Below are 26,893 nucleotides of genomic sequence, written 5' to 3'. Positions count from 1 at the left end.
GTCCTGCTGGAAGCCGCCAAGGGATAGGCCTTCCAGAATAAAATTCTGAAAGCCTAGTCGGGATGATGATGGTGCTTGGCGTTGTGCAGGAAGTTCATAATAAAGGTTGGCCCGTATATCTCTTGAGGTCTGCGGCCACCTTAGCAAGCCGAACCGGTTTTGCCAACCCCGGTTTGCAAGAAACTTCCGGGTTCTATGATGACCGTCACCGAGTCGGCTTTCTGGCTCAGGTGGAACGCTGGTGGACTATAGGGGGAATCTTGTTTATTGCAGAAAATATAAATAATTATTCACACCTTATTGGTGGAATCTGCCGCTCGCCGACACTGTGCAGCAAGTGGTCGGCAAAGAGCCGGACTTTTTCTACCTCGCCGAGTCGCTCGGGATAAGCCAGATAATAGCCGTTGGCGCTGAGCAGGGTATGGGGCCAGGGCATGATCAGCTCGCCTCGCGCCAACTCGTCTTCAATCAAAAATCGCGGCAGCAGGGCGATGCCGGTACCGGCCATGGTGGCGCGGATCAGCATATGAAAGGTTTCGAAGCGATTGCCCTGATAGCTGTGCTCTGTGGTCAGGCTCTGGGAGGCAAACCAGTCGTGCCAGGCCTGCGGCCGGGTCGACAGATGCAGCAACCGATACCGGGTCAGATCCAGCGGTGAGCCCAGCGTCTGGCATCCGAGCAGCGTCGGCGCGCACACGGGGATCACTTCTTCATCAAACAGGCGATGACATTCCAGGCCGGGCCAGCTGCCGTGGCCGTAGAAAAAGGCGATATCGATACTTTCCTTGTCCAGATCGAAGGGTTCGACCTGTTCGCAGCAGTCCAGGCTGATATGGGGATGACGGTCGAGAAACGCGCTTAGTCGCGGCGTCAGCCAGCGGCTGCCGAAGGTCGGCAGGGTCGCTATCTTGAGCACATCGAGATGGCTGTTGTAGGACATGATGTACTGGGACGACCTTTCCAGCTGGGCCAGGATCTTGCGCACTTCACCGATGTAGATGGCGCCTTCGGGGGTCAGACACAGGGAACGCCGCACCCGCCGAAACAGCTTGCGACTAAGGAACGATTCCAGTTGAGCCACCTGTTTGCTGACCGCACTCTGGGTCAGGCTGAGCTCGTCGGCCGCCCGGGTAAAGCTCAGGTGTCTGGCGGCAGTTTCAAAGCACTGCATGGCCGCGATGGAAGGTAGATAGCGCATGAATCCGTTCATAGATAGAAAACAGGTCGCCAGTATACCTCGGTCATCGTGACATGATATCGGAGGTGATCCGGAATTGTGACCCGGCCGGCAATGGCCGGGTCGTTTGCAAGGCAGATTAAGCGGTAGCGACCTGTTCGGTCCGCTGGCGCTGCAGCCAGTAGCAGAGCGCAATCAGCACCAGACCGGAGCCGGAGCTGATGGCACCCGGCATCACCATGGCCAGACCGGCGGCGAGCAGCAAGGCGCGTTCCGGCATCGAGCTGGGACGGATGAAATAGCCAATCAGCGAACTGCTGATGGCCATCATGCCGAGCAGTGCGAACGCCAGCGCCATGGCCAGTTCCGGCAGGTTCACATCCACCATCACCAGTATCGGGTTGTAGACGAACACATAGGGGATGATAAAGGCACCGATGGCCAATTTGACCGCGGTAACCCCGGTTTTCATCGGGTTGGCCCTGGCGATACCGGCCCCGGCATAGGCGGCCAGACAGACCGGCGGGGTAATATCCGCGACGATGCCGAAGTAGAATACGAACAGGTGCACGGCGATGGGCGCCAGGCCGAATTCATTGATCAGCGCCGGTGCCGCTATGGTGGCGGTTACCACGTAGTTGGCGGTGGTCGGCAGCCCCATGCCGAGTACGATGCAGGCGACCATGGTGAATATCAGCGCCAGGATCAGGGTGCCATCGGCGAGATTGATGATACCGGCGGCAAACTTGGCGCCCAGCCCGGTCATGCCCACCACGCCGGCAATAATACCCGCAGTGGCGACGGCGGCGATCACCGGCAAGGCCACGCGTGCGCCCTGCTCAAGCAGGGATAGCAGTGATGCGGGAGACAGCCGGGTTTCCTTTCTGATCATGCTGACGATCAGGGCGGCGGCAATGCCGAGCAGGGCGGCGCGCTGGGCGGTGAAACCGGCGAGAATGGTGCCGACCACCACTACCAGTGGCAGCAGCATGTAGCCCTGACGCTTGAGCAGCCCGAGTTTGCTCGGCAGCTGATCCTTGGGAATGCCCAGAATGCCCTGTTTCTTGGCTTCGAAGTGGGCGCCAATGAAGATGCCGCTGAAGTAGAGCACGGCGGGAATAATGGCGGCCATCATGATTTCGGCGTAGGAGACCCCGATATATTCCACCATGATGAAGGCGGCGGCGCCCATCAGCGGCGGCATGATCTGGCCACCGGTAGAGGCGGCGGCTTCGCTGGCGGCGGCAAATTCAGGTTTGAAGCCGGCCTTTTTCATCATCGGAATGGTGAAGGAGCCGGATGCTACCGTGTTACCGACCGAGCTGCCGGAAATCATGCCCTGAAAGGCGCTGGCAATCACCGCAGCCTTGGCACTGCCGCCGGTGTAGCGACCGGTACAGGCAAAGGCCAGATCATTGAAGAACTGACCCACGCCGGTGCGGGTCAGCACCACGCCGAAGAACAGGAACAGGAAGATAAACTTGGCGGATATCTGGATTGGAGTGCCGAAGATGCCGCTTTCCCGGAACCAGAGGCTGACCGACACATCGGTCAGCTCGAAGCCGGGGTGAGACAGGATACGGGTCGGAATGAAGTTGCCGAACAAGGCATAGGCGATGGCAAGCGAGGCAACGATGACGATGGGCATGCCCACGGTGCGCCGGGTCGCTTCCAGTACGAACAGCACGCCGAGAATGGAAACAAACAGATCAAAGCTCGAGTAGCCGGTAATGCGACCCTGCAGAATTTCATTGAAGAACAGGATCTTGTAATAGGCGACGAAGGTGGCGACGAAGGCCAGTACCACATCGTACCAGACCACACCACTGCGGTTGATGCCGTGACGATGGGCCGGATACAGCAAGAATATCATGCCCAGGGCCAGCCCCAGGTGCACCGCGCCCTGTTTCTGAGTGGGTAGGGTACCGAAGTAGCCGGTATACAGGTGAAAGCTGGTCAGGGCGACCGCAAACAGGGTGACTATCCAACCCCAGCGACCGATGTTTTTTCTGAAGGCCGACTCTTTGTCGTATTTCTCGAGCAGCGCTTCCGGTGTTTGAGTGTTATCCATAGCAGATTCCATTAACCAAATAAAAAGAGGCGGACACGAATGCCCACCTCAATCCAGACCGGGATCGGTTATTTTGTCTTGATGCTCTCGAAAGAAGAGACGTTGTTGCCGGCGCGGCTGACAATCTGAACCACTTCCGGGTAGATCTGGCCGATAAAGGCGGCGTTATCTACCGGCGAGCCTGCGAACTCGGCCTTGCCCTCAAGGGCGTTGCGGGCCGGTACATGCACAGACATACCCAAATCCATCTTGCCGTCGCGAATGCTGACCAGGTTTTCGATGGAGGCGCTGGTTTCCACGTTGGTGAAGTTGGCGCCCGGGATATTGTTGTTCCAGGTGGTGGCTATTTCGCCGCCCAGCGGGTAGTAGGTGCCACCCTGGCTGCCGGTGCCGAGAATAAACTCATGCTTGGCAGTCACATTGCCCAGCTTGGCCACGGGCATATTGACGGTCAAGCCTTTTTCTTCATAGAAACGCTTGGCACCCGGGTGGATCTTGAGCGAGTCGCCACCGTTGAGGGCATTTTCCAGGGTCAGGAACTTGGACTGGGAATGGGTGATCTGATCGGCCTGGTCATACATGACCTTGGCCAGTTGATAGCCCATTTCTTCGTTGATGGTGTTGGTGTTACCCATCAATACGGCGAAGGCGGCGATGGTCTGCACGTCGTTGTCCAGGAACTTGTAGCTGTCTTTGCTGATAATAAAGCGGCGGTAATCGCTGCTTTTTTCGATGTTGTCCACGACTTCATCGGACAGGCTCAGCATGACCACGTCACCAGAGGCGGCCTGCAGGCTTTCGATACTGCCGGCGGGCAGGCCCATGATGCCCATGGAGATATCGATGTTGCCATCCTGCACACCGTCCAGAGCGTCACCGAAACGTTCCTGATAGGCATTGAAATCCGCCTCTTCAACGCCGTAGGCACCCAGTACCATGCGCGATACTTTCTGGGTGGTGCTGGCGGCGGGACCGACGGCGATATTGGCTTTGCTGCCACCGGCGTCACAGCCAGCCAGTGCGGTGGTCAGGGTCAGGGTGGCGGCAGCCAGTAATGTCTTTTTCATGGGTTCAATGTCCTTATCAGCCGAGAGTTCTGTCCGTTTCATCGTCAGTGTCAGCCGCTGGCTGTTGATGTCTGGCGTTCCCGGCCTTGTAGTGTGATCTTAAATGACGGCGAAGGGTCTACCATTTTTTGTTCGAGATCAAACGAAAAATGATAATACATTCATTCTTTATCCTCAGTCATGTTGGTGTTTTGTGCTATTGGTTGGTCGGTTTGTAGCTATTTAGAGAATGGTGGTAATCAGGCTTGGTGGTTTATGGTCAGGCGGGATCATGACGGTTAAACAATAAATGATTTTCGTATGTATCTTTTCCTTCGCGGTGCCGCATGGTGCTTCAAGCTGAACTTGACTAAAGTTAACGACAAGGTGTTGTTCAAAAAGTGACCAACTCCAGGGAGGGATATCGTTTATAAAGGATGAATCACTCTGCTATCTACTGCCTCGTTCAACACCTTCATAACACGATGCCTTATCCATCGGGTGACGGTGTCTGTATCCAGGAATGCAGTGAAGCGAGAGGAGAAGCATCATGATCCATCAAAAAACACTATTGGCGACGGCCATCGTCTGCGCCATGGCCAGCGGGCCCGCATTAGCCCTGACCGATGCACAGGAACTGGAGCAGCTCAAGCGCCAGCTTGGCACCCTGCTTGAGCGGGTCGATCAGCTTGAAACCAAAACACAGAATGCCGAGGCGCGAGCCCGGGCGGCAGAAACCAAAGTCGAGACCATGAGTTCGACCCGGGCACCGGCCGTGGTCAGTTCGGGGAACGACAAGATTAGAGTGTCTGTGTCCGGGCATGTGAATCGGGCCCTGCTGGTGGTGGATGACGGTGAAGAAAGCGAGCTCTACCATGTTGATAACGACAGCTCCTCCACTCGCTTAAGGGTGATCGGGGAAGGGGATGTCAGCCCCGAGCTGACAGTAGGGACCGCCATCGAGGTGCAATTGGAGTCCAATTCGACTGCCAGCGTCAGCCAGGATAATGAAGCGGTCAGTGGCGACAGTGTTTCCGATCGCCGGCTGGAGGTGTATTTCGATCACGACCGCATGGGTAAGGTGTGGATGGGTAAAGGCTGGACCGCCAGTGAAGACAGCTCCGAAATGGACTTGTCCGGCACCGCTTTGGTGGGTTATTCCTCTACCGCCGATATTGCCGGCGGCATCAAGTTCCGTAATGGCGCCGGTAACCTGAGCACAACCCGGGTGGGTGACGTCTTTCTCAACCTGGACGGTCTGGGCCGGAAAAACCGTCTGCGTTACGACACCCCGAGTATGGCCGGGGTGAAACTGGCGGCCAGTGCGGTGGAAGACAGTGCCTGGGATACGGCGCTGACCTACGCCGCCGAGTATAGTCAGGGGACTGTGGCGGCGGCGGTGGCCTATTCGGATCAGGAAAGCAACGACGGTCAGGTGAACGGCTCGGCGTCCTTCCTGCATAACAGCGGGGTCAGTGTCACCCTGGCGGCGGGGGAACGGGACAGCGAGTCACTCGATCCCAATTTTGTCTACGGTAAACTGGGGTATCAAAACCGGTGGTTTGACGCCGGTAAAACCGCATTTTCTGCCGATTACCATGTGGCCAACCATGCCCAGGAGAGAAGCGACAAGGCCAAGTCGGTCGGGGTGCAGATGGTACAGAATGTCGATAACTGGGCGACCGAACTCTATGTGGGTTATCGCAACTATGATCTGGAACGGGCGGGAGAAAACCTCGATGAGGTGGATGCGGTCATTGCCGGTGCCCGAATCAAGTTTTAGGAGTGATGATGAAAATAAGCATCATGCTGGTGATACTGCTGTTACTCGGTGGCTGTAGCGGAACTCCGGTGCAGTACCACAGCGAACGGGAAATACCCGCAGGGCCGGGTCTGCTGAGTGGTGCCGACGGGGCTTACCTGTACCAAAGGTAAGGGTGGATTCCAGCACTCGCCAACTCCGAACAAAGGGCCCACTTCTCCGACACGCCGTGAGGGGATGACATTCGCTGTTTCTTAAACAGGGTACTCGAGGAAACAGAGTCAGCTCCCACGACACGCCATAAACCCATCCATGGGGGCTCGGAAATGCCGTCCATGGGGGCTCGGAAATGCCGTCCATGGCATTTCACGGTCGTGGGAGCCGATCTCTGTTGCCTCTCCTTAAACACCGAGTTGTCTGCAGATTCTCCCACAGGTGACTCTGTAGCATAGAGGCGGATGAAGGGTTCACCTCCAGCGACCATCACATGACAGGACGTCATGTGCTGAGCGTCGCAGGGATGCGGTTCAGCGTGTCGAGGGAGTGAACCCTTCGTTCGACTTTTACTGTGACAGTTAGTTTTCCAGATTGGTATAAATGGTATTAGAATCAGGCATCTAGCACCTGACGTACCTGCCGGATGGAGTCGTCCTGTAGTGCTGCGTAGAGGGCAAACTCGTCCTGCACCGGGCAACCCAGGGCCTGTTCAAAGGCGGCCTGATTGGCATTCTGAACATAGGCCTGATGCTGCACACCGCCCAGGTTGGACTGGAAGATGCCGGCGGCGCTGACCGGCAGAAAGTCTTCGTAGATGATGGGGGTGGCCTTGATCAGACCGGCCTCGATCAGTGTATCAATATCACCACTGGCGCTTTCTTCCCGTTCTGCCTGCCGGCGCCCGGCCTCGGTCAGTCCATAGCGGAAATAGCCCAATTTCAGTGTGCGCAGGCTGTCTTCATCGTCCGGAAAATCGGCGAACACCTCGGCCAGCCGGCGCTGATGGGCCTCGTTGTCGGCCTCGGCCGGCGTCTGACGCGAGCGGTTGAGCAACTCGTCGTAGAGGGCGCGGCCCTTGGGGGTGAGCGCCATGCCGCGCTGTTCAATTTCACCGAAACGAGCGGTATGGGTACCGGCCTGCTCGCCGGCAAAGCGCACCGGCTCTTCCAGCGCGGTAAAGCTGGTCTGGCGCAGCAGTATGGGACAGCGACGGCGGGGCGGCCCTTCAATCACCGCCTTGGGGGTGATGCCCACGGCAGGCATCTGTTGCTGCACCGTGTCTATGTCCAGGGTTCTCGGGGTCAGATGATTGATATGGGGGCCGCGAAAGCAGACCACATCGGCAATCAGCCGGTGGGCATCCTGCAGGGCCTGGTAGCTGGCCAGATCGACGGTGGCATGCTGGTGCCAGCGAAAGGTTTCCAGCACTTCGGCCACGAAGTGCTGCGCCTGCTCTTCGGTCAGGCCACCCTGCGCTTCGGCCTGGGCGACCAGCACCCGGGCCTTGGCGGTAAAAATATCGCGCCCGTCCAGGATCTCGGCCGCGCGAGCCCGCAGTGCATCATCTTCAATCAGCTCCAGGCGCAGCAGCGAGGTGAAAATACGGAATGGGTTGCGCCGCAGCGAGGCGTCGTCGGTGGGGCGAAAGGCGGTGGAATGCACCGGCACGCCAGCTTCGGACAAGTCGTAATAGCTGACCGGATGCATGCCCATGATGGCGAAGATTCGGCGCAGCATGTTGAGCTCGGCGGCACGACCTACCCGAATGGCGCCATGGCGTTCCAGACTCAGTCGGTCCAGCTCGCCAGTCTCGCGCAATTGGTGTTGCAGTGCCGGCTCGGCGGCCAGTACCTGTTCGTTGACCTCGGCCACCAGCTGCATCAGGGTGCCGTACTGAGGCACTTCCTGCTGATACATACGAGACATGGATTCGGAAAACAGGGTGCGGATATCGTCCGCAGGCAAAAAAGAGTCGTGCGCCATAATGCTGATGTCCTTCTACCGATGAGGTGGTGATGCCATTAACCTTACTGCCAGTACATGATAAATGACAAACGGCGACTGCTCACCAATCCATTCCATATTGGAATGGATAGCAAGGCGAGCCGGGTCAGCGATGCGCTTGAATGATGACCGCCTGATAGGCCTCGATGATGGGAGTCACATCATCGAGGCCACGCTGCATGCGTTGATAATGCGCGAGGGTCTTGCTCAGATAACGCGAGGCAATATCGGCCTGCTCGGGGCTGTGTGCCTGCCATATCTGCTCGCCGACGGTACTGACTCTGCGTTGGGCTCGACACCGAGGCTGTATGTCACGGGCTTTGCTCGATACCAGCAGCAGTTCGTAAAAGCGCCGATTTTCTTCCACCAGCCGTTCTTCAAGTAGCTGAAAATCCAGCTTAATCAGTTGCCGGCGTAAGGCAAACTGATGATGAACCGGACACAACAGAAAGTCGATGTCGGCATTCGGATTGTCCTCATGAATGGCGCGCACCAGTTGCACCATTAAATCGCCACCGACACCGGCGATGATCACCAGCTGCCTGCCCTCGTGCCGGGACAGAGGAAGGCTGGCCACGTCAATACAGTGCACCTGCCATACAGACCGGTCCGGTGAGGGCGATGGGTGGGGCGCCATGGCCGGATAAAAGCGTCGTAGCCTGGTTTCAAGCTCGCCCATCAGCTCGGGCACGATATCGACGAAGTGAATAAATGGTGCCGCCTGCCGGGACAATAAAGAGGCGCCCAATAAACCGTGATCACAGCAGCAATCCCAGATATGGGTATAGCCGGTGGCGACCATGGCGTCGATGTGCTGGAGTCGTTTGCCGATTTTCATGATAAGGGTCTGTGACATCAAACCGCACAGTATATCAGCGTCGACCGGCCTTGCGTATTGGCGGCGCTTTCATGGCTATTCCGGCGCCGGTGTGATAACAAGACGCCATAAAAACAAGATTCATATGAGGGTGTATTGATGTTTGAAGTGATGATCATACTGGCACTGACCCTGATGGCCGGCATGGCCATGCCGCTTGGGGCACTGATTGGGTGCAAGGAGCACATTCATCCGGACTGGCTGGAAAACGAATTTCGCCATTCGGTGGTGGCCTTCGGCGGCGGTGCCCTGTTGTCGGCGGTGGCGCTGGTGCTGGTGCCGGAGGGATCCTCTTATCTCGATATGACCAGCGTTGCCCTGTGTTTTTGCGGCGGTGGTCTGACGTTTATGGCGCTGGATGTGCTGCTGTACAAACTCAATACCCCGGCCAGTCAGCTGGCGGCCATGCTGTCGGACTTTATTCCGGAATCGTTGGCGCTGGGGGCGGCGCTGGCGCTGGGAGGAACCGGTAGCGCCCTGTTGCTGGCCGCCTTGATGGCGTTGCAGAACATGCCCGAGGGATTTAATGCCTATCGAGAGCTGGGCACTTCTTCTCGCTATAGCGGGCGCAAGATTATTACCCTGTTTGCATCAATGGCAATGCTGGGGCCGATAGCGGGACTGTCCGGCTATGTCTGGCTGGCGGATTCGCCGACGCTGGTGGCCGGTATCATGTTGTTTGCCGGCGGCGGTATTCTCTATTCGGTGTTTCAGGACATAGCCCCGCAGGCGGTGCTGGAAAAACACTGGGCCCCGCCGATGGGCGCGGTACTGGGCTTCGTGCTGGGTATTCTCGGGCACATGCTGACAAGCCATGCCTGAGGTCAATAATGTGAGGTGTGAGGTGTGAGGTGTGAGGTGTGAGGTGTGAGGTGAGAAGGGGCGGAATGCCAAAAACGGAATGTTAAAACGGAACAGGCGGCTGCCGTGTACCGGCCGCTTTTGTTATCATGCCCTTTTCACCGACGGGATTTGCCTGCCTTGGATCACGACGACAACAGCAGCACGCTCTTTACCGAACTCTTCACCGAACAGGGGCCGCTGGCCCGGGCCATCGACGGCTTTAAACCCCGCGCGGCCCAGGTAGAGATGGCGACGGCGGTAGGTCAGGCGCTGGACGACAAGGTCCCGCTGGTGGTCGAGGCGGGAACCGGTACCGGCAAAACCTACGCCTATCTGGCGCCGGTGCTGGCCGCGGGCAAGAAGGTGGTGCTCAGCACCGGCTCGCGCAACCTGCAGGAACAGTTGTTTCATCGCGACTTGCCCACCCTGGTCAAGGCGATGAACTATCACCATCCGGTGGCGTTGCTCAAGGGGCGATCCAACTACCTCTGTCTGGAGCGGCTGGGTCTGCTGAACGACAGCGTACCCATGCTGTCGGCAGAGGGGCTGGCCGATTTGCAGCGGGTGCGGCGCTTCGTGCCGATGACTCACAGCGGTGACATCGGCGATATTCCGGGGCTGGCCGAACGCAGCGAGGTGCTGCCGCTGGTGACCAGCACCAACGATAATTGTCTGGGCCGCGACTGTAGTCATTATCAGGACTGCTATCTGGTTAAAGCCCGCAACAAGGCGATGGAGGCACAAGTGGTGGTGGTGAATCACCATTTGTTCTTCGCCGACATGGCGGTGCGCGACACCGGCTTTGGTCAGCTGATCCCCGACGCCGACGCTTATATTCTGGATGAGGCCCATCAGTTGCCGGAGATTGCCGGCCAGTATTTCGGACAGAGTCAGTCCAGCAAGCAAGTGCTTGAACTGGCGCGGGATCTGCGGCTGGCGCAAAAGGTGGAAGCCAAAGACATGGCCCAGCTGGGCAAGGCGGCGGATCAGCTGGAACGTCATGTTCAGGACCTGCGGCTGACCTTTGGCCATGACAGCAGCCGGGGGCAGTTGCGGCCCATGCTGGCGCGAGCCGAGGTGGCGCAGGCCATGGTTCGGTTGAACGAAAGCCTGGCCTTCACTTACGAGGTGCTCAAGCTGGCGCTGGGGCGGGGCGAGCAGCTCGATCACTGCTTCGAACGTCTGGTGGGGCTGCGTACCCAGCTGGACTCGGTTACCCGGGTAGAAGAAGACGGCTATTCCTACTGGTTCGATTGCACCCGGCTGCATGTCAGCTTTCATAAAACCCCGCTGTCGGTGGCCGAACGCTTTTCGGTGGAGCTGGCCAAAGACGAGGTGAGCTGGGTCTTTACCTCCGCCACCCTGGCGGTAGGGGACAGTTTCGCGCACTTTTGCGCCGATCTCGGGCTGTCAAAGTGTCGTACCTTGCAATTGGACAGTCCTTTTGATTACTCTCGCCAGTCCCGTTTGTGCGTGCCCCGCTATTTACCGGAAACCAACGCCGCCGGCCGTGGCCGCTGGCTGGCCGAAAGCCTGGCCGACACCCTGAATGCGGTGCCCGGCGGCAGCTTTTTTCTCTGTACCAGCTACAAGGTCATGAACGAGGTCGCCGAGGTGCTGCGTATCCGGCTGGATCGCACCGTGCTGGTACAGGGTGAAGACAACAAGGTGCGGCTGCTGGAGCGTTTCGGTCAGGACGGCCGGGCGGTGCTGGTGGCCACCAGCAGTTTCTGGGAAGGCATCGATGTGCGGGGTAACGCCCTGCAGTGTGTGGTGATCGACAAGCTGCCGTTCAGCGCCCCGGATGATCCCTTGCTCAGCGCCCGGCTCGAAGACTGTCGCCGGCGGGGCGAAGACGGCTTTGCCCGCGTGCAGTTGCCCAAGGCCATTATTACCCTTAAGCAGGGGGTAGGGCGCTTGATCCGGGATGTACAGGACAAGGGCGTGCTGGTGATCACCGACGGTCGCCTGGTCAACCGGGCCTATGGTGCCGACTTTATCAATAGCCTGCCGGCCATGCCTCGTACCCGCAGTCTGCAGCAGTTGGCCGAATTTTTATCAACCCTGGAGTAATGAACACATGACCCGAATACTGGCCATCGACACCGCCACCGAGGCCTGCTCTGCCGCCTTGTGGCAAAACGGCGAGTTGTTGAGCCGTTATCAGGTGGCCCCTCGTGGCCATACGGATTTGATATTGCCGATGGTCGCCGAGTTGCTGGCCGAAGGCGAGCTGTCGCTGAATCAGCTCGATGGCCTGGCCTTCGGTCGGGGTCCCGGCTCCTTCACCGGCGTGCGCATCACCCTGGGAGTCGCGCAGGGGCTGGCCTATGGCGCCGACCTGCCACTGCTGGGAGTGTCCAATCTGCAGGCGCTGGCCCAGGGCGCCTATCGTGCCTGTGGGGGCGAGCAAGTGCTGGCGGCCATCGATGCGCGCATGGGCGAAATCTATGTGGGGGCTTATCGGCTGGAGCAGGGACTCATGGTCGGCACCGATGAAGAACAGGTGCTGGCACCGGCGCAATTTCTGGAAAGTAGCGCGGACAGCGCCCGCTGGCCGCTGGGTGTGGGCTCGGCCTTTGTCACCTATGCTGAACTGATGAGTCGGGTAGAAGAACGATGCGAGGCGGTACCCTTTCCCGAGGCGCGTGATTTATTGCCCCAGGCGCTGGAACTATGGCAAGCCGGGCTAGGGGTTGCTGCGGCTGACGCACGCCCTGTCTATCTGCGCGACAAGGTGACCTGGCAAAAACTGCCGGGCCGCTGACGGGAGCTGCAGTGAATATTTTCTCAATCAGACAACGGGAGGACTCGGATCCTCCCCTGTACTATCCTCAGCGGCCCTACCACCGTAGTTTTCAGTATCGCAAACGGCGCCGGCGCAATAATCGCCGTTGTTTGCGGCTGTGGCATTATCGGCGGCGGTAACGATAGCTCATCACAAAGTGGTTACTTTTATGTTGCATTGGTCAGTCGCTGCAGATAGTTTTTTAGAGCAAATACTTTAAGTTGCGCGCACTCATGTAACGGGTACCCGGCTTTCCCGCTCTGTCCAGGAGACTGACATGGAACATACTCTGTCTGACCGCCAGCCGACGCCTTTTTCCGGCAAGCCCTGGCTGGATCGTTATCCGGCGGACGTACCCGCCGAAATTGACGCCGATAAATTCGGCTCGCTGCTGGAGATGTTTGAACAGGGGGTGAGCGAGTTTGCCGACTTGCCGGCCTACAGTAACTTTGGCAAGACCCTCACTTATCGAGATCTGGATAGCCTGTCCCGGGATTTTGCCGCCTATCTGCAACAAGGGCTCAAACTGGCGCCGGGTGAGCGCATCGCGCTGATGATGCCAAATCTGTTGCAGTATCCGGTCTGTCTGTTTGGTGCGCTGCGTGCCGGCATGGTGGTGGTGAACGTCAATCCGCTTTATACCGCCCGCGAGCTGAAGCATCAGCTCAATGATGCCGGGGCCACCACCATAGTGATTGTGGAAAACTTTGCTCATACCCTGAGCGAGGTGCTTGAAGATACACAGGTGAAACAGGTGATCCTGACCCGGATGGGCGATCATCTGGGGCTGGTGAAGGGGACTCTGGTCAATCTGGTGGTCAGGCACATCAAGAAGCTGGTGCCCGATTTTACATTACCGAATGCCATTCCTTATCAGACGGCGCTGAATCAGGGCAAAGACCTGCCTTATACCCGACCCGAGCTCGATGGCGACACCCTGGCCTTTTTGCAATATACCGGCGGTACCACCGGGCGTTCCAAGGGCGCCATGCTCAGCCACCGCAATATGCTGGCCAACGTAGAGCAGTGCCTGGGTGTGTATGGCCCGGTATTGAACAAGGGCCAGGAAACGGTGGTAACCGCGCTGCCGCTCTATCATGTGTTTGCGCTGACGGTAAACGGCTTGCTGTTTTTTCGCCTCGGCGCCCACAATCTGCTGATCACCAACCCGCGTGATATTCCGGGCTTCGTACGGGAGCTCAAGGGGGTTGACTTCACCTGCATCACCGGAGTAAACACCCTGTTCAATGCGCTGGTGAACAATGCGGATTTTCAGGCGCATGAGTTCAGGAGTCTGAAGCTGACCATCGGCGGTGGCATGGCGGTACAGCGTGCGGTGGCCGAGCAGTGGCAGGCCATTACCGGCAGCCGTTTGCTCGAGGGGTATGGCCTGACCGAATGCTCACCGCTGGTGACCGTTTGCCCCTATGACATGGACGGGTATAACGGATCCATCGGCTTGCCGGTGTGCTCCACCGAGGTGCGACTGGTCGACGATAACGACGAAGAAATTCACCTGACCCACACACCGGGCGAGATGGAAGTGAAGGGCCCTCAGGTGATGAGCGGTTACTGGGGGCCGCGTGACGAAGATGACAACACCTTTCATGACGGCTGGTTACGTACCGGCGATATTGCCACCATCGACGAGCAGGGCTTTCTGAACATAGTGGATCGCAAGAAAGACATGATACTGGTGTCCGGCTTCAATGTGTTTCCCAATGAAATTGAAGAAGTGGTTATGCAGCATGCCGGGGTACTTGAGGCGGCGGCGGTGGGGGTATCTCATCGGGACAGCGGCGAAGTGGTCAAACTGGTGGTGGTGAAAAAGCCGGGCGCCAGTCTGGATGAAAAAACGCTGATCAGCCATTGTCGCCAATATCTGACTGCCTATAAGGTGCCTAAGGTGATAGAATTTCGCGACGAATTGCCCAAAACCAATGTCGGTAAAATACTGCGCCGGGAGCTGAGAGACGAGGCTTCCTGAGCCAAGACCCCGGGCGACCGGGGTCTTTTTGTTTTTGCCGCCAACGCAGAGTGCCCATGACTTATACACTGATCACCGATAACCAGACCCTGGCCGATTTCTGTGCCACAGACGCCACCTTGCTGGCGTTGGATACCGAATTTGTTCGCACCCGTACCTTCTATGCCAAACCGGGTCTCTACCAACTGTTTGACGGCAAGCAGACGGCGCTGATCGATCCGGTCGCGGTATCTGATCTGTCGCCCTTGTGGCGCCTGTTGCACGATCCCGAACGCCTGTGTGTGCTGCATGCCGGGGGAGAGGATCTGGAGCTGTTCCAGCATCAAAGTGGCGCCTTGCCGGCCCGGGTACACGATACCCAGCTGGCGGCCGCCTTTCTGGGCTATGGTACCCAGCTTGGCTTTGCCCCCCTGGTCGAGAAGCTGCTCGGTGTGAGCCTGGACAAGGCCCATGCACGTACCGACTGGCTGGCTCGGCCCTTGTCGAGCGCACAGCTCAGCTACGCGGCCGACGATGTGATTTATCTCTATCCTGTGTATCAAAAGCTGATGCAACAGCTGCAACAGAAGGGGCTGACCGACTGGTTCGAGCAGGAATGCGCTCGAGCCGTAAAGCGACGCAGCGAGAGCGTGGCTCCTGCGCTTGCCTACCTGGATATCAAGAATGCCTGGACCCTGGACAGGCAGGCGCTGGGTATCTTGCAGCGGTTGTGTCAGTGGCGGCTGACCGAGGCGCGCCGTCGGGATCTGGCGGTCAACTTTGTGGTGAAGGAGGCCAATCTGTTTCGCGTGGCAGAGCGGGCGCCACAGAGTCTGGCCGATTTGAACCGGCTGGGGCTGGAACCCATGGAAATCAAACGTCATGGCGACACCTTGCTGGCGCTGGTACGGCAGGCGCTGGATGCGCCCGACCACTGGCCGGAGCCGGTGCAGCGACTGGTGGATTATCCCGGCTACAAGGCGGAGCTCAAGCGAATCAAGGCCATTGTGGATCATGCCGGAGAGCAGGCCGAAATACCGGCGGAACTCATCGCATCGAAGCGATTGATCCATCAGTATCTGAGTTGGAAATGGCGGCTGGAAGAAAGTAAGGACATGACGCCGATCCTGTTGCAAGGCTGGCGTGGAGAACTGCTTGCATCACAGCTGTAATGCATAAAAGGGGGCGAACAGGCTCGCCCCTGACTTTTACTATGCGACCGGTTTTTCTGCTTTTTCGTCCATATCGGGGAACATGATGTTGAGCTCCAGTACCGACAAGTGATCGCCTTTCTGGTCGAGCTGTACCGAAATCTGATCGATATCGATGTCCACATATTTACGAATCACCTCCAGAATATCCTGTTGCATTTGCGGTAGATAATCCGGGGTGTCCCGCTGGCTACGTTCGTGGGCAACAATGATCTGCAGGCGCTCTTTTGCGAGCTTGGCGCTGGTTTGGGTCTTTTTTGAACGAAAATAGTCCAGTAGAGACATGGGTTAACTCCCAAAAAGTCGGCTAAAAAATCCCTTCTTCTCTTCATCGAGGAAACGGAAGGAGCGTTCTTCACCCAGCAGGCGGGCGACGGTGTCGGCATAAGCCAGAGCGGCATCGGATTCGCCATCCAGAATCACCGGCTCACCGGCGTTGGATGCCTTGAGCACGGCCTGGGACTCGGGGATGACACCCAGCAGGGGGATGGCCAGAATTTCCTGTACGTCATGCACGCTCAGCATGTCGCCACGACTGACACGCTCGGGAGAATAGCGGGTCAGCAGCAGGTGTTCTTTAATCGGCTCCAACCCTTGCTCGGCCCGGCGTGATTTGGACGACAGAATACCCAGAATACGATCGGAATCCCGTACCGAGGATACTTCCGGGTTGGTGGTGACGACGGCTTCATCGGCAAAATACAGTGCCATCAGCGCCCCGGTTTCGATGCCGGCGGGCGAGTCGCAGATAATGTACTCGAAACCCATGTCGGCCAGGTCGTTGAGGATTTTTTCTACTCCTTCCCGGGTGAGGGCATCTTTGTCCCGGGTCTGGGAAGCGGGCAGAATATAGAGCTGTTCTACCCGCTTATCCCGGATCAGTGCCTGATTGAGATTGGCGTCACCGTTAATCACGTTAACAAAGTCGTATACCACGCGACGTTCGCAGCCCATGATCAAATCCAGGTTGCGTAAGCCGATATCAAAATCAACCACCACGGTTTTATGACCGAGACTGGCCAGGCCGGTACTGATGGCTGCACTGGAGGTGGTTTTACCCACGCCTCCTTTCCCGGATGTGACGACGATAATTCGTGCCATAGTGTGTTCCTAAGCTCGTAAAATTAGAGGCGATCGAACTTTAACTGTTCGCCCGCCAGAGAAATAGTGACTGGTTGTTCCCAGTTATCACCCTGTAATCCATCACTGAGTTGATAATGACCGGCAACAGAGATCAGCTCGGCCATTAACTGCTGGCAATAAATGCGTGCCGACTCGCTGCCCTTGGCACCGGCCACAGCCCGGCCCCGCAGCTGACCGTAAATATGAATGCTCTCATCGGCGATGACTTCGGCGCCGTTACTGACCGAGCCCAGAATCACCAGTGAACCATTGGCAGCATAAACCTGCTGGCCGGAGCGTACCGGGCCGCGGTGAACCTTGGTTCCGGGCTGGTTAATCGTGGCGGCCGGGGCTGCGGGAGCGTCTTGCTGTGTCGGAATTTTACCGGTGCTGACCACCGCCAGGCCCGCGGCCCTGGCGGCGTTGCGGGTCGCATCATCTTTGGCGCCGGTAATGCCCACCGGCACCAGATCCAGTGCCTTGAGCGCATCGGCCAGTGCCGTGAAGTCGGGTGTCTGTGACAACTTTTCTATATTGATAACCAGCGGTGCGGCGCGAAAGAACGCCGGTGCCAGTGCAATTTTTTCTTCCAGCTGTCGCTTTACCTGCTGAATATCGCCATCGGCCATATGCACAACCGACAGGGTAAAGTTACTGCCTTTCAATTCGATGCCATGCTCCGCCATAAGCGGCTTTCCCCCGAGGATTCAATCCTTTTTGTTATTGGTCGTGCTGATGTTATAGTTTGCCATCTTAACTGGCAATAAACCCGACGGATTATAGCAATTTCCATGTTGTGTGTAGTGTATAAAAGCCCCAAAAAGGCAGAGACTTATCTTTTTGTCGAGCGGCGCGACGACTTCTCTCGCGTACCGTCCCCTCTACTGGATACCTTCGGTACGCCCAGGCTCGCCATGATCATCAACCTGGCAACAAAGACTCACCTGGCGCAGGCTGATTTGACCAAGGTCAGGCTGGCGTTACAGACCCAGGGGTATTACCTTCAATTACCACCACCGCCGGAAAATTTGCTTAAACAACACCGGGCATCTCAGGCAGATCCTTCCGCCTGAATCCTCTTCAACACGCTGCGTATCAGCAAGGAGCCTCTTATGTATCAACATATGGACTTACAGGGGCAACCGTTGCCCTATGCGGTAGGTAAAGTGGTATGTGTGGGCCGCAGTTATCAGGATCATGCGGCGGAGCTCAACAATCCCGTACCCGAAGAACCACTGTTATTCATCAAGCCATCTACCAGCCTGACCGGGCTGGACGCGCCTCTGTTGCTGCCCAAGGGGCTGGGCGCCGTGCATCATGAGTTGGAAGTGGCGTTGTTGATTGGTCGTCGTTTGTGCCATGTCGAACCCGGGCACGCGCTGGAAGCGGTTGCCGGTGTGGGCCTGGCGCTGGATTTGACCCTGCGCGATGTGCAGGACAAGCTTAAGGCTCAGGGGCATCCCTGGGAGCGGGCCAAGGCCTTCGATGGTAGTTGCCCTGTTACTCCCTTTGCTCTGCCCGAGGTACTCAACGACTTGCAGCGGCTTGATTTCTCTTTACAGGTCAATGGTGAGCCGCGGCAAAATGGTAATACCGCCATGATGATGTGGTCTATTGGTGAGCTGCTGGCCCAGATGAGCCGTTGCTTTACCCTTAATCCCGGCGATGTGGTACTGACCGGCACTCCCAAGGGCGTAGCCGAACTCAAACCGCTGGATGAACTCGATATGCAACTGGACGGTCAGTACCGATTCAGTGCCAAAGTAGCAGGATAAATTTATGCAGGCCGATTTCTGGTATACCAAGTCTCTGGAGGAGATGTCCGACGGGGAATGGGAAGCCTTGTGCGACGGCTGCGGCAAATGTTGCCTCAACAAGCTGATTGATGAAGACACCGACGAGCTGGTGCATACCAATGTGGCTTGCGAGCTGTTGAACACGCACAGCTGTGCCTGTAGCGATTATGCCAATCGCTTCGCCAAGGTGCCGGATTGTCTGAAGATTACCCGGGACAAACTGGACGATTATTTCTGGCTACCGTCCACCTGTGCCTACCGTTTGCTGGCAGAAGGCCAGTCGTTGCCGTCCTGGCACCCATTGCGCACCGGCTCCAAGAGCGCCATGCACAAGGCCGGCCAGTCGGTACGCGGCAAGGTGGTGCCGGAGTCCAAGGCCGGAAACTGGGAAGACCACATCATTACCTGGGCCAGTTAACAACGAGCTTTAAGCGCTAATACTAATCTATTAAGTATCTGATCATATTGAGGCTTGCGGTACCAGAGGTAACACAGCCGCCTCCCACGACACGCCATAAACCCATCCCTGGGGGCTCGGAAATGCCGTCCTTGGCATTTCACGGTCGTGGGAGGCCGCCTCTGTTGCCTCTTTCGGAGCTCCGAGTTACCTGCAGACGGCGCCGACTGACGACTCTGCAGTATCAAGGAGGATAAAGGGAGCTGCTCAGCCGACCCTCCGCGCCAAGGATGGCGCGGCGGAGCCTACATGGAGGTATTCACGGCGTGTCGGAGGAGCTGACCCTTTATCCGACCTTTACAGAGCAGCCAAATCACGCCTCACGCCGGCTATCCGAATAATGATAAATAACACCGCCAGTGCGGCCAGCAGGGCGAAAATACCCATCAGCCACTGGGGCATGCTCAAGCCCAGCCAGGCCCAGGAAGCATCGGCACAGTCTCCCGTGGGATGAAACAGGGCCGGCCACCAGCGATCCAGCGCCAGCCAGCCCGGAAACTCGGCGAAACTGGAGCACTGGTTGAAGGGAGAAGGGTTGAGTTGATAACCCACATGGACTTTTGCCAGCCAGAATCCCTTGGCTGCCGCCGCCAGCCAGGCCACCAGGGCAACCCCGCTTACCCATCCATTGCGTGGCGCCAGCCAGCCGAGTATGCCTGCCAGTATCACCCCGGCCAGCGCGGCCCTTTGATAGACACACATCACACAGGGATACAGTTCCTGCACATACTGGAAAAACAGCGCCGTCAGCAATAACGCGGTGGCGGTAAAGGTCAGCAGACCCCAGGCAAGTCGGGTGCGTGAAAAAGCGTACAGCATCGATTCCTCATGGCGTTCGGGGTGGGGACGGTTGGCTGGGTTGGGCTTGTGACAAACTGGTCAGCTCTGTTATTATCGACCATTAATCCTGCCTGCCATAACAAATTTAACAGAGTGGTTTCATGGTCATCAAGGCACAAAGCCCAGCTAATTTTGCAGAACAATATATCATAGAATCCATCTGGAACAGTCACTTTCCCCCAGGCTCCATCCTGCCCGCCGAGCGGGAATTATCGGAGTTGATAGGAGTGACTCGCACCACCCTGCGTGAGGTGCTGCAACGGCTGGCGCGCGACGGTTGGCTGACCATACAGCACGGTAAGCCAACCCGGGTAAATAACTTCTGGGAAACGTCGAGTCTCAACATACTGGAAACCCTGGCTCGCCTCGATGAAGACAAGATGCCTGAATTGATTGACCATCTGTTGTCTGCCCGCACACATATCAGCAGCATTTTCATTCGTGGTGCGGTAAAAAATGATCCCGAACGGGTGATGGCCGTCATCGCCGAGCTGGAACAGCTGGCCGATGAGGCAGAGGCCTTTGCCGCCTATGATTATGAACTGCATCATCAGCTGGCCTTTGCTTCCGGCAATCCTATCTATGCCCTGATTCTTAATGGTTTCAAGGGATTGTACTGTCGGGTGGGGCGCCACTATTTTTCACAACCGGCGGCACGCCGGCTGGCGGCGGAATATTATCGCGCGCTTTCCGGGCTAGCAGCCAGCGGCAACCTTGATGAGGTGGCCGAGCTGGTACGGGATTATGGTAAGAATTCGGGTCGGTTGTGGCTGGATATGCGTGAGCATTTACCGGATACCCTGGCACAACACTGATAGGCACGCATCGATAGAGACAGCACCGCTAAAAAACGCCTCCTTTCGGAGGCGTTTTTTTATTCGGTGAGTGGTCGTTCCGGGCAGCGGCCTATGATGCTGGCGCTACCGTCCGCTTCTTCCTGCTCGAGTACCACATTAAAGCCCCACAGACGATGCACGTGTTTCAGCACCTGGTGATGCGAATCTGCCAGTGGAATACGGTTATGCGGTACGTGGCGCAGAGTGAGAGAGCGATCGCCCTTTACTTCCACGTTATGGACCTGAATGTTGGGCTCGAGGTTGGACAGATTATACTGATTTGACAGGGTCTGACGCAGCTGGCGATAGCCCTGTTCATCATGTATGGCCGAAATTTCCAGATAATTACGGGTATCGTCATCGGCCACCGCGAACAGATGGAGATCGCGCATCACCTTGGGTGACAAAAACTGGCTGATAAAGCTCTCGTCCTTGAAGTTCTCCATGGCAAAGTGCAGGGTCTTTACCCACTCGGATCCGGCGATATCCGGAAACCAGGCCCGGTCTTCGTCGGTGGGGTGCTCGCAGATACGGCGCAAGTCCTGAAACATGGCAAAGCCCAGGGCATAGGGGTTGATGCCGGAATAATATTTGCTGTTATAAGACGGCTGATAGATGACGTTGGTATGGTTGTGCAGTACTTCCATGATGAAGCGGTCGGTCACCAGCCCCTCGTCGTACATATGTTGAGTGATGGTGTAGTGCCAGAAGGTCGCCCAGCCTTCGTTCATCACCTGAGTCTGCTTCTGGGGATAGAAATACTGGCTTATCTTGCGCACGATGCGCACGATTTCCCGCTGCCAGGGCTCGAGCAGGGGGGCGTGTTTCTCGATAAAGTACAGAATGTTTTCTTCCGGCTCTTCGGGATAACGGCGTTTCTTTTCCTGCTTGGCATCGTCCATTCGGGGTAGGGTTTTCCACAGCTCGTTGACCTGGGTTTGCAGATAGGCTTCGCGCGCCTTCTGCCGCCGGCGTTCTTCGGCCAGAGACAGTTTCTGTGGCCGTTTGTATCTGTCCACCCCGTAGTTCATCAGTGCATGACAGCTGTCGAGGATGGACTCGACCTCGGCAACACCATATTTCTCTTCGCATTCGGTAATGTAATGTTTCGAGAACAGCAGATAGTCGATAATGGACTCGGCGTCGGTCCAGGTCGTGAACAGGTAGTTGTTCTTGAAGAAAGAGTTATGACCATAGCAGGCATGGGCGATGACCAGAGCCTGCATCGGCATGGTGTTCTCTTCCATCAGATAGGCGATACAAGGGTTGGAGTTGATGACGATTTCATAGGCCAGGCCCATCTGACCACGCTTGTAATGCTGTTCGGTCTGAATGAATTTTTTACCGTAGGACCAGTGATGATAACCAATGGGCATGCCGATGCTGGAGTAGGCGTCCATCATCTGCTCACCGGTGATGATCTCTATCTGGTTGGGATAGGTGCTCAGGCCATAATTCTCGGCAATACGGGCTATTTCCTTGTGATAGTCCTCGAGTAGCTCAAAACTCCAGTCGGGGCCGTCACTGAGCGGATGAATAGTGGTCATTGCTTCAGAGGTGGTTGTTTTAGACATAGTTACCTCATGCCGCTTGTTTCTTGAACAGTTCCCTGAATACGGGATAAATGTCTTCTACCGCACGTATATGCTCCATGGCAAAGTTGGGGAACTGACGGGCGATGGACTCGTATTCGTGCCAGAGTGTCTGGTGTGCCCGGTTGGTGATTTCTATGTAGGCGTAGTAACGCACAAAAGACATGATGTCCTCTTGCAGCAACTGTTTGCATAGCGGAGAGTCATCGGCCCAGTTATCACCATCGGATGCCTGTGCCGCATAGATGTTCCATTGATCCGGAGGATAGCGGGCCGCCATGACTTCTTTCATCAGCTGCAGGGCGCTGGAGACAATGGTGCCCCCGGTTTCCTGAGAGTAGAAAAACTCCTGTTCGTCCACTTCCTTGGCCTGGGTATGGTGGCGAATAAATACCACCTCCACATTTTTATAGGTACGGGTCAGGAACAGATAGAGCAACAGATAAAAGCGTTTGGCCATGTCCTTGGTGGCCTGATCCATGGAGCCCGAGACATCCATCAGGCAAAACATGACCGCCTGAGTCGAAGGAATGGGGCGCTGTACAAAGTTGTTGAAGCGCAGATCGAAGGTGTCGATAAAGGGCACCGCCGCGATGCGCCGTTTAAGCTCGACGATCTGTGCCTCTATATCCTGTATGCGAGCATAGTTTTCGGCTGGATGCTTGCCGAGTTCAAGCAGCTCCTGTTCCAGTTCGGCGACGGTTTTCTTCTTGCCTACCTGCAGCGCCATGCGCCGAGCCAGAGACTGGCGCAGAGATCGTACTATGTTGATGTTGGCCGGCACCCCGTCTGCGGTGTAGCCGGCGCGGAAGGTTTTCATTTCGCTTATCTTGTTGAGCTTGTTTTTTTCCAGGTTCGGCAGCTCGAGACCATCGAACAGCAAGTCCAGATATTCTTCCTTGGAGATCTGGAAGACGAAATCGTCTTCGCCTTCGCCCTGATTACTGGCATCGCCCTGGCCGCTGCCGCCACTACCACCACCGGCAGGGCGATCGACCCGGTCGCCGGTGACAAACTGATCATTGCCCGGGTGCACCTGATCCCGGTGACCGCCCTTGCCCTGATGAAACACCGGCTCGGATATATCCCGGGTAGGAATGGAAACACTTTCCCCCTGATCGATATCCTGAATGCTGCGTTTGAGTACCGCGTCCGACACCGCTTTTTTCAGTTGTTGTTGGTAGCGGCGGATAAAGCGCTGCCGGTTAACAGCGCTTTTGTTGCGGCCATTTAGTCGTCTATCGATAAAATGCGCCATAGTTCCCCCAACGCTTATCTTGTTAAGTTGACTTGCGTACCCGCAGGTACCATTCAGACAGCAGTCGCACCTGTTTGCGGGTATAGCCTTTTTCCATCATCCGGGCGACAAAGTCGTCGTGCTTTTTCTGCTCGTCGGCACTGGTCTTGGAATTGAAGGAAATGACCGGCAGCAACTCTTCGGTGTTGGAGAACATTTTCTTCTCGATAACGGTTCTGAGCTTCTCGTAACTGGTCCAGTTGGGATTTTTACCGGCATTGTTGGCCCGGGCCCGCAGCACGAAGTTGACGATTTCGTTGCGAAAATCCTTGGGGTTGCTGATGCCGGCGGGCTTCTCTATCTTTTCCAGTTCCGCATTAAGCGCCGAACGGTCAAACAGCTGGCCGGTTTCCGGATCCCGGTACTCCTGATCCTGAATCCAGAAGTCGGCGTAAATGACGTAACGGTCGAAGATGTTCTGACCGTATTCGGAGTAGGACTCCAGATAGGCGGTTTGAATCTCCTTGCCGATAAACTCCACGTACTTGGGGATCAGATAACCCTTGATGAACTCCAGGTAACGGTCGTGCACTTCCTGGGGAAACTGTTCCCGCTCTATCTGCTGTTCCAGTACATAGAACAGGTGTACCGGGTTGGCGGCGACTTCGGCGTGGTCGAAGTTGAACACCCGCGACAGTATCTTGAAGGCGAAACGGGTCGAGAGACCGTTCATGCCTTCGTCTACCCCGGCGTAGTCCCGATACTCCTGATACGACTTGGCCTTGGGATCCGTGTCTTTCAGGCTTTCGCCATCATAGACGCGCATCTTGGAATACAGGCTGGAGTTTTCGGGCTCTTTCAGACGTGACAGCACGGTGAACTGACCCAGGGTCTCCAGGGTGCCGGGAGCACACTTGGCGTGAGACAGCTCACTGTTGGCAAGCAGCTTCTGATAGATATCCACCTCTTCGGTGACCCGCAGGCAGTAAGGCACCTTGACGATATACACCCGATCGAGAAAGGCCTCGTTATTTCTGTTGTGTTTGAAGTGCTGCCATTCGGACTCGTTGGAGTGAGCCAGAATAATGCCTTCGAAGGGCAGGGCAGAGAGTCCCTCGGTACCGTTATAGTTACCTTCCTGGGTGGCGGTCAGCAGTGGGTGCAGCACCTTGATGGGCGCCTTGAACATCTCCACGAATTCCATCATGCCCTGGTTGGCCTTACAGAGGGCGCCGGAGTAGGAGTAGGCGTCGGCATCATCCTGGGCATAATGCTCCAGTTTGCGGATGTCGACCTTGCCGACCAGAGATGAAATGTCCTGGTTGTTGTCATCACCCGGCTCGGTTTTGGCGACCGCAATCTGGTCGAGCACCGAAGGATAGACCTTTTCTACCTTGAAGCGGGAGATGTCACCGCCGTATTCATGCAGCCGTTTCACCGCCCAGGGCGACATAATGGGCCGCAGATAGCGGCGTGGAATGCCGTATTCCTGCTCCAGCATGGGGCCGTCTTCTGCGGCATCGAACAGGCAGAAAGGATGGTCGTTGACCGGAGAGCCCTTGAGCCGATAGATAGGCACCTTCTGCATCAGTCCCTTGAGGCACTCGGCCAGCGATGACTTACCGCCGCCCACCGGCCCCAGCAGATACAGTATCTGTTTCTTTTCTTCCAGCCCCTGAGCGGCGTGCTTCAGATAGGAAACAATCTGCTCAATGCTTTCTTCCATGCCGTAAAATTCGGCGAAAGCCGGGTAGCGGGCAATCACCCGGTTAGAGAAGAGCCGGCTGAATCTTGGCACCTGAGCGGTGTCGATCATTTCCGGCTCGCCGATGGCCATTAGCAGGCGCTCGGAGGCCGAAGCGTAACAGGCCTTGTCTTCCCGACACATGTCCAGGAATTCCAGCAGGCCGTATTCCTCTTCTTTTGCCTTCTCGTAGCGCGATTGGTAATGCTCGAATATTCCCATGGTTTATCCCCCATAAATACCGGCTCTGACGTTCACCACATAAGAAAGAGCCTTGCGCACACATATTTCATTCCCTTGATGAAAGGTTAGTCAGTATTTTCTTATTACGCATGTGTAACGTCCAGAAATGTCGAAGATTTTGTGATGCCCACCGTGTTGAACGGGGCCTGGAGCAAGGTCGCTTTTGTCAGAAAATAGAGAGACTTCAATTCATACCCGATTGAATCTATCTGTGAGGCACTTACAAGCTTACCTTTACGTAATCGTCTGACTTGTGTTTGTTTGCTGTGCAATTGCGGGTATTATCATTTTTTACGTTGACTTCACATTTTTGTCCGGTTAGATTGAACACGCATTAAGGCTTGGTTATTTGCTTCACTACAAGTGAGCATCTTGTCAGGTGTTATGTGTAGCTCTGTTTAAGCACGTTTCCGTTTGTTTGACCCTCGCTTGCGAGGGTTTTCTTTTTTCTGAACATCTGTAGCCTCACCCTCATTACGTTTACGTAACTTGTCGCGCGCTCTTTTCTTTCATTCAAAAAAATTGATAGTCTTGTGCGTTAATTTCCGATTTCTCTCCCGTCTCGCCTGCCTTACAGTAACGACACAGCCTGCATGCGCGCTGCGTTGTGATGGCAATTAGCTGATACTTCATGAATTTATTACACGGAAGGGTTCGTATGACGACGACATTGGTACTGAAATCCAGCATTTTGGGTGAATACTCGCAATCATCAAAATTGATTGATTATATGGTTGAACGCATGGGCAACGAGGGTACTCTGTTACGTGATCTGGCCGCAGAGCCGCTGCCGATGCTGGACGGTGCTGGCGCCTCGGCACTGCGTGGCGGAGCCCCCCTGAATGAACAGCAACAGGCAGTGCTGGCGCTGTCGGATCGGTTGGTGGAGGAACTGAAGAGGGCCGATACCCTGGTGATTGCCGCTCCCATGTATAACTTTCATATTCCGGTTCAGCTCAAGGCCTGGATTGACCTTATCTGTCGTGCGGGGGTGACCTTTCGTTATACCGAGCAGGGGCCCCAAGGGCTGCTTACCGGCAAAAAGGCGGTGGTGGTGACCACCAGCGGTGGCAGACATAAAGACAGTCCTCATGATATGGTCACGCCTTATCTGCGCACCGTGCTGGGCTTTATCGGTATCGATGAGGTCGAGTTCGTTTATGCAGAGGCCCAGGGCATGGGAGAAGAAGCGCAGCAAGCCGGTTTGAAGCATGCGCGGAACCAGCTGGACGCCTTGGTAGCAACCGTCTGAGCATGGTCGGAAAGCGGTCGCTTACCAACCGG

Annotated in this window: 24 protein-coding genes; 12 read left to right on the top strand and 12 right to left on the bottom strand. The window is 56.4% G+C overall.

The genetic code is table 11. The features are described from left to right. Positions 1–286 precede the first annotated feature (286 nt). The 3 genes from ABD827_RS05185 to ABD827_RS05175 form a co-directional block, all read right to left on the bottom strand. Positions 287–1,198, bottom strand: coding sequence for a LysR substrate-binding domain-containing protein (locus ABD827_RS05185; RefSeq protein WP_344962969.1), 912 nt, complete (start codon positions 1,196–1,198; stop codon positions 287–289). Positions 1,199–1,316: 118 nt separating this feature from the next. After that, positions 1,317–3,248 carry a TRAP transporter permease gene (locus ABD827_RS05180; protein ID WP_344962966.1) on the bottom strand — a complete coding sequence of 644 codons (1,932 nt, stop codon included), beginning with the start codon at positions 3,246–3,248 and terminating at the stop codon, positions 1,317–1,319. 68 nt (positions 3,249–3,316) lie between these two features. Continuing rightward, complete coding sequence (locus ABD827_RS05175; RefSeq protein ID WP_344962964.1) at positions 3,317–4,315, bottom strand: TAXI family TRAP transporter solute-binding subunit; 999 nt, start codon at positions 4,313–4,315, stop codon at positions 3,317–3,319. Between the two features lie 529 nt (positions 4,316–4,844). Here ABD827_RS05175 and ABD827_RS05170 point away from each other — a divergent pair. Beyond that, positions 4,845–6,077 (top strand): porin family protein, encoded by a 1,233-nt coding sequence (locus ABD827_RS05170; protein ID WP_344962963.1) that lies wholly within the window; start codon positions 4,845–4,847, stop codon positions 6,075–6,077. 8 nt (positions 6,078–6,085) lie between these two features. After that, entirely contained in the window at positions 6,086–6,229 is a 144-nt protein-coding gene (locus tag ABD827_RS05165) for a hypothetical protein (protein WP_298722758.1), read from the top strand. Between the two features lie 436 nt (positions 6,230–6,665). On the opposite strand, the gene hglS is transcribed toward ABD827_RS05165, so the two are convergent. Together hglS and ABD827_RS05155 are read right to left on the bottom strand one after the other, a co-directional pair. Then, positions 6,666–8,036, bottom strand: coding sequence for a 2-oxoadipate dioxygenase/decarboxylase HglS (hglS, locus tag ABD827_RS05160; RefSeq protein WP_344962961.1), 1,371 nt, complete (start codon positions 8,034–8,036; stop codon positions 6,666–6,668). A gap of 127 nt (positions 8,037–8,163) precedes the next feature. After that, positions 8,164–8,913, bottom strand: coding sequence for a tRNA (adenine(22)-N(1))-methyltransferase (locus tag ABD827_RS05155; protein WP_344962959.1), 750 nt, complete (start codon positions 8,911–8,913; stop codon positions 8,164–8,166). A gap of 120 nt (positions 8,914–9,033) precedes the next feature. Here ABD827_RS05155 and ABD827_RS05150 point away from each other — a divergent pair, with 120 nt between their 5' ends. The 5 genes from ABD827_RS05150 to rnd all read left to right on the top strand — a co-directional run bounded on the left by ABD827_RS05150 (position 9,034) and on the right by rnd (position 15,703). Further along, a complete protein-coding gene (locus tag ABD827_RS05150) occupies positions 9,034–9,756 on the top strand; it encodes a ZIP family metal transporter (RefSeq protein ID WP_344962957.1) in 723 nt (240 codons plus the stop codon). A gap of 159 nt (positions 9,757–9,915) precedes the next feature. Next, the gene (gene yoaA / locus ABD827_RS05145) at positions 9,916–11,850 is read left to right on the top strand and encodes a DNA repair helicase YoaA (protein WP_344962955.1); all 1,935 of its coding nucleotides are present in this window, start codon (positions 9,916–9,918) and stop codon (positions 11,848–11,850) included. A gap of 7 nt (positions 11,851–11,857) precedes the next feature. Continuing rightward, a complete protein-coding gene (gene tsaB / locus ABD827_RS05140) occupies positions 11,858–12,544 on the top strand; it encodes a tRNA (adenosine(37)-N6)-threonylcarbamoyltransferase complex dimerization subunit type 1 TsaB (RefSeq protein ID WP_344962953.1) in 687 nt (228 codons plus the stop codon). A 298-nt stretch (positions 12,545–12,842) separates the two neighbouring features. Further along, entirely contained in the window at positions 12,843–14,552 is a 1,710-nt protein-coding gene (gene fadD / locus ABD827_RS05135) for a long-chain-fatty-acid--CoA ligase FadD (RefSeq protein WP_344962951.1), read from the top strand. A 56-nt stretch (positions 14,553–14,608) separates the two neighbouring features. Beyond that, positions 14,609–15,703 carry a ribonuclease D gene (rnd, locus tag ABD827_RS05130; protein ID WP_298722743.1) on the top strand — a complete coding sequence of 365 codons (1,095 nt, stop codon included), beginning with the start codon at positions 14,609–14,611 and terminating at the stop codon, positions 15,701–15,703. Between the two features lie 39 nt (positions 15,704–15,742). Here rnd and minE read toward each other — a convergent pair whose 3' ends face one another. The 3 genes from minE to minC are packed head-to-tail and all read right to left on the bottom strand — an operon-like array spanning position 15,743 to position 17,550. Further along, entirely contained in the window at positions 15,743–16,027 is a 285-nt protein-coding gene (gene minE, locus ABD827_RS05125) for a cell division topological specificity factor MinE (RefSeq protein WP_298722740.1), read from the bottom strand. 3 nt (positions 16,028–16,030) lie between these two features. Then, positions 16,031–16,843, bottom strand: a complete 813-nt coding sequence (gene minD, locus ABD827_RS05120; RefSeq protein ID WP_298722737.1) for a septum site-determining protein MinD — start codon at positions 16,841–16,843, stop codon at positions 16,031–16,033. 23 nt (positions 16,844–16,866) lie between these two features. Next, positions 16,867–17,550, bottom strand: a complete 684-nt coding sequence (minC, locus tag ABD827_RS05115) for a septum site-determining protein MinC (RefSeq protein ID WP_344962949.1) — start codon at positions 17,548–17,550, stop codon at positions 16,867–16,869. Positions 17,551–17,655: 105 nt separating this feature from the next. Here minC and ABD827_RS05110 point away from each other — a divergent pair, with 105 nt between their 5' ends. Genes ABD827_RS05110 through ABD827_RS05100 form a run of 3 tightly spaced genes read left to right on the top strand, consistent with a single transcriptional unit; the run spans position 17,656 to position 19,078 of the window. After that, a complete protein-coding gene (locus ABD827_RS05110; protein ID WP_344962947.1) occupies positions 17,656–17,937 on the top strand; it encodes a YcgL domain-containing protein in 282 nt (93 codons plus the stop codon). 39 nt (positions 17,938–17,976) lie between these two features. Continuing rightward, entirely contained in the window at positions 17,977–18,639 is a 663-nt protein-coding gene (locus ABD827_RS05105; protein WP_298722729.1) for a fumarylacetoacetate hydrolase family protein, read from the top strand. Between the two features lie 4 nt (positions 18,640–18,643). Continuing rightward, positions 18,644–19,078 (top strand): YcgN family cysteine cluster protein, encoded by a 435-nt coding sequence (locus tag ABD827_RS05100; RefSeq protein WP_344962945.1) that lies wholly within the window; start codon positions 18,644–18,646, stop codon positions 19,076–19,078. Between the two features lie 336 nt (positions 19,079–19,414). On the opposite strand, the gene dsbB is transcribed toward ABD827_RS05100, so the two are convergent. Beyond that, positions 19,415–19,936, bottom strand: coding sequence for a disulfide bond formation protein DsbB (dsbB, locus tag ABD827_RS05095; protein ID WP_344962943.1), 522 nt, complete (start codon positions 19,934–19,936; stop codon positions 19,415–19,417). Positions 19,937–20,058: 122 nt separating this feature from the next. Between dsbB and fadR the strand changes: the two genes are divergently transcribed. Next, complete coding sequence (fadR, locus tag ABD827_RS05090; RefSeq protein ID WP_298722720.1) at positions 20,059–20,772, top strand: fatty acid metabolism transcriptional regulator FadR; 714 nt, start codon at positions 20,059–20,061, stop codon at positions 20,770–20,772. A 59-nt stretch (positions 20,773–20,831) separates the two neighbouring features. Here fadR and ABD827_RS05085 read toward each other — a convergent pair whose 3' ends face one another. From ABD827_RS05085 to ABD827_RS05075, 3 genes are read right to left on the bottom strand one after another with little or no spacing between them, the layout of a single operon-like run. Further along, positions 20,832–22,367, bottom strand: coding sequence for a SpoVR family protein (locus tag ABD827_RS05085; protein ID WP_344962941.1), 1,536 nt, complete (start codon positions 22,365–22,367; stop codon positions 20,832–20,834). Positions 22,368–22,374: 7 nt separating this feature from the next. After that, the gene (locus ABD827_RS05080; RefSeq protein WP_298722715.1) at positions 22,375–23,643 is read right to left on the bottom strand and encodes a YeaH/YhbH family protein; all 1,269 of its coding nucleotides are present in this window, start codon (positions 23,641–23,643) and stop codon (positions 22,375–22,377) included. Between the two features lie 22 nt (positions 23,644–23,665). Beyond that, positions 23,666–25,588: a PrkA family serine protein kinase gene (locus tag ABD827_RS05075; protein WP_298722713.1), complete on the bottom strand. Its 1,923-nt coding sequence runs from the start codon at positions 25,586–25,588 to the stop codon at positions 23,666–23,668. Positions 25,589–26,267: 679 nt separating this feature from the next. On the opposite strand from ABD827_RS05075, the gene ABD827_RS05070 reads away from it, so the two are divergent. Then, positions 26,268–26,861, top strand: coding sequence for an FMN-dependent NADH-azoreductase (locus ABD827_RS05070; protein WP_298722711.1), 594 nt, complete (start codon positions 26,268–26,270; stop codon positions 26,859–26,861). The last annotated feature ends 32 nt before the right edge of the window (positions 26,862–26,893 follow it).

This window comes from Oceanisphaera sediminis, assembly GCF_039539745.1.
GTDB classification, from domain to species: Bacteria; Pseudomonadota; Gammaproteobacteria; order Enterobacterales; family Aeromonadaceae; genus Oceanimonas; species Oceanimonas sediminis.
The sequence above is the reverse complement of the archived record's forward strand: the minus strand, read 5'-3'. Positions and strand labels throughout refer to the sequence as shown.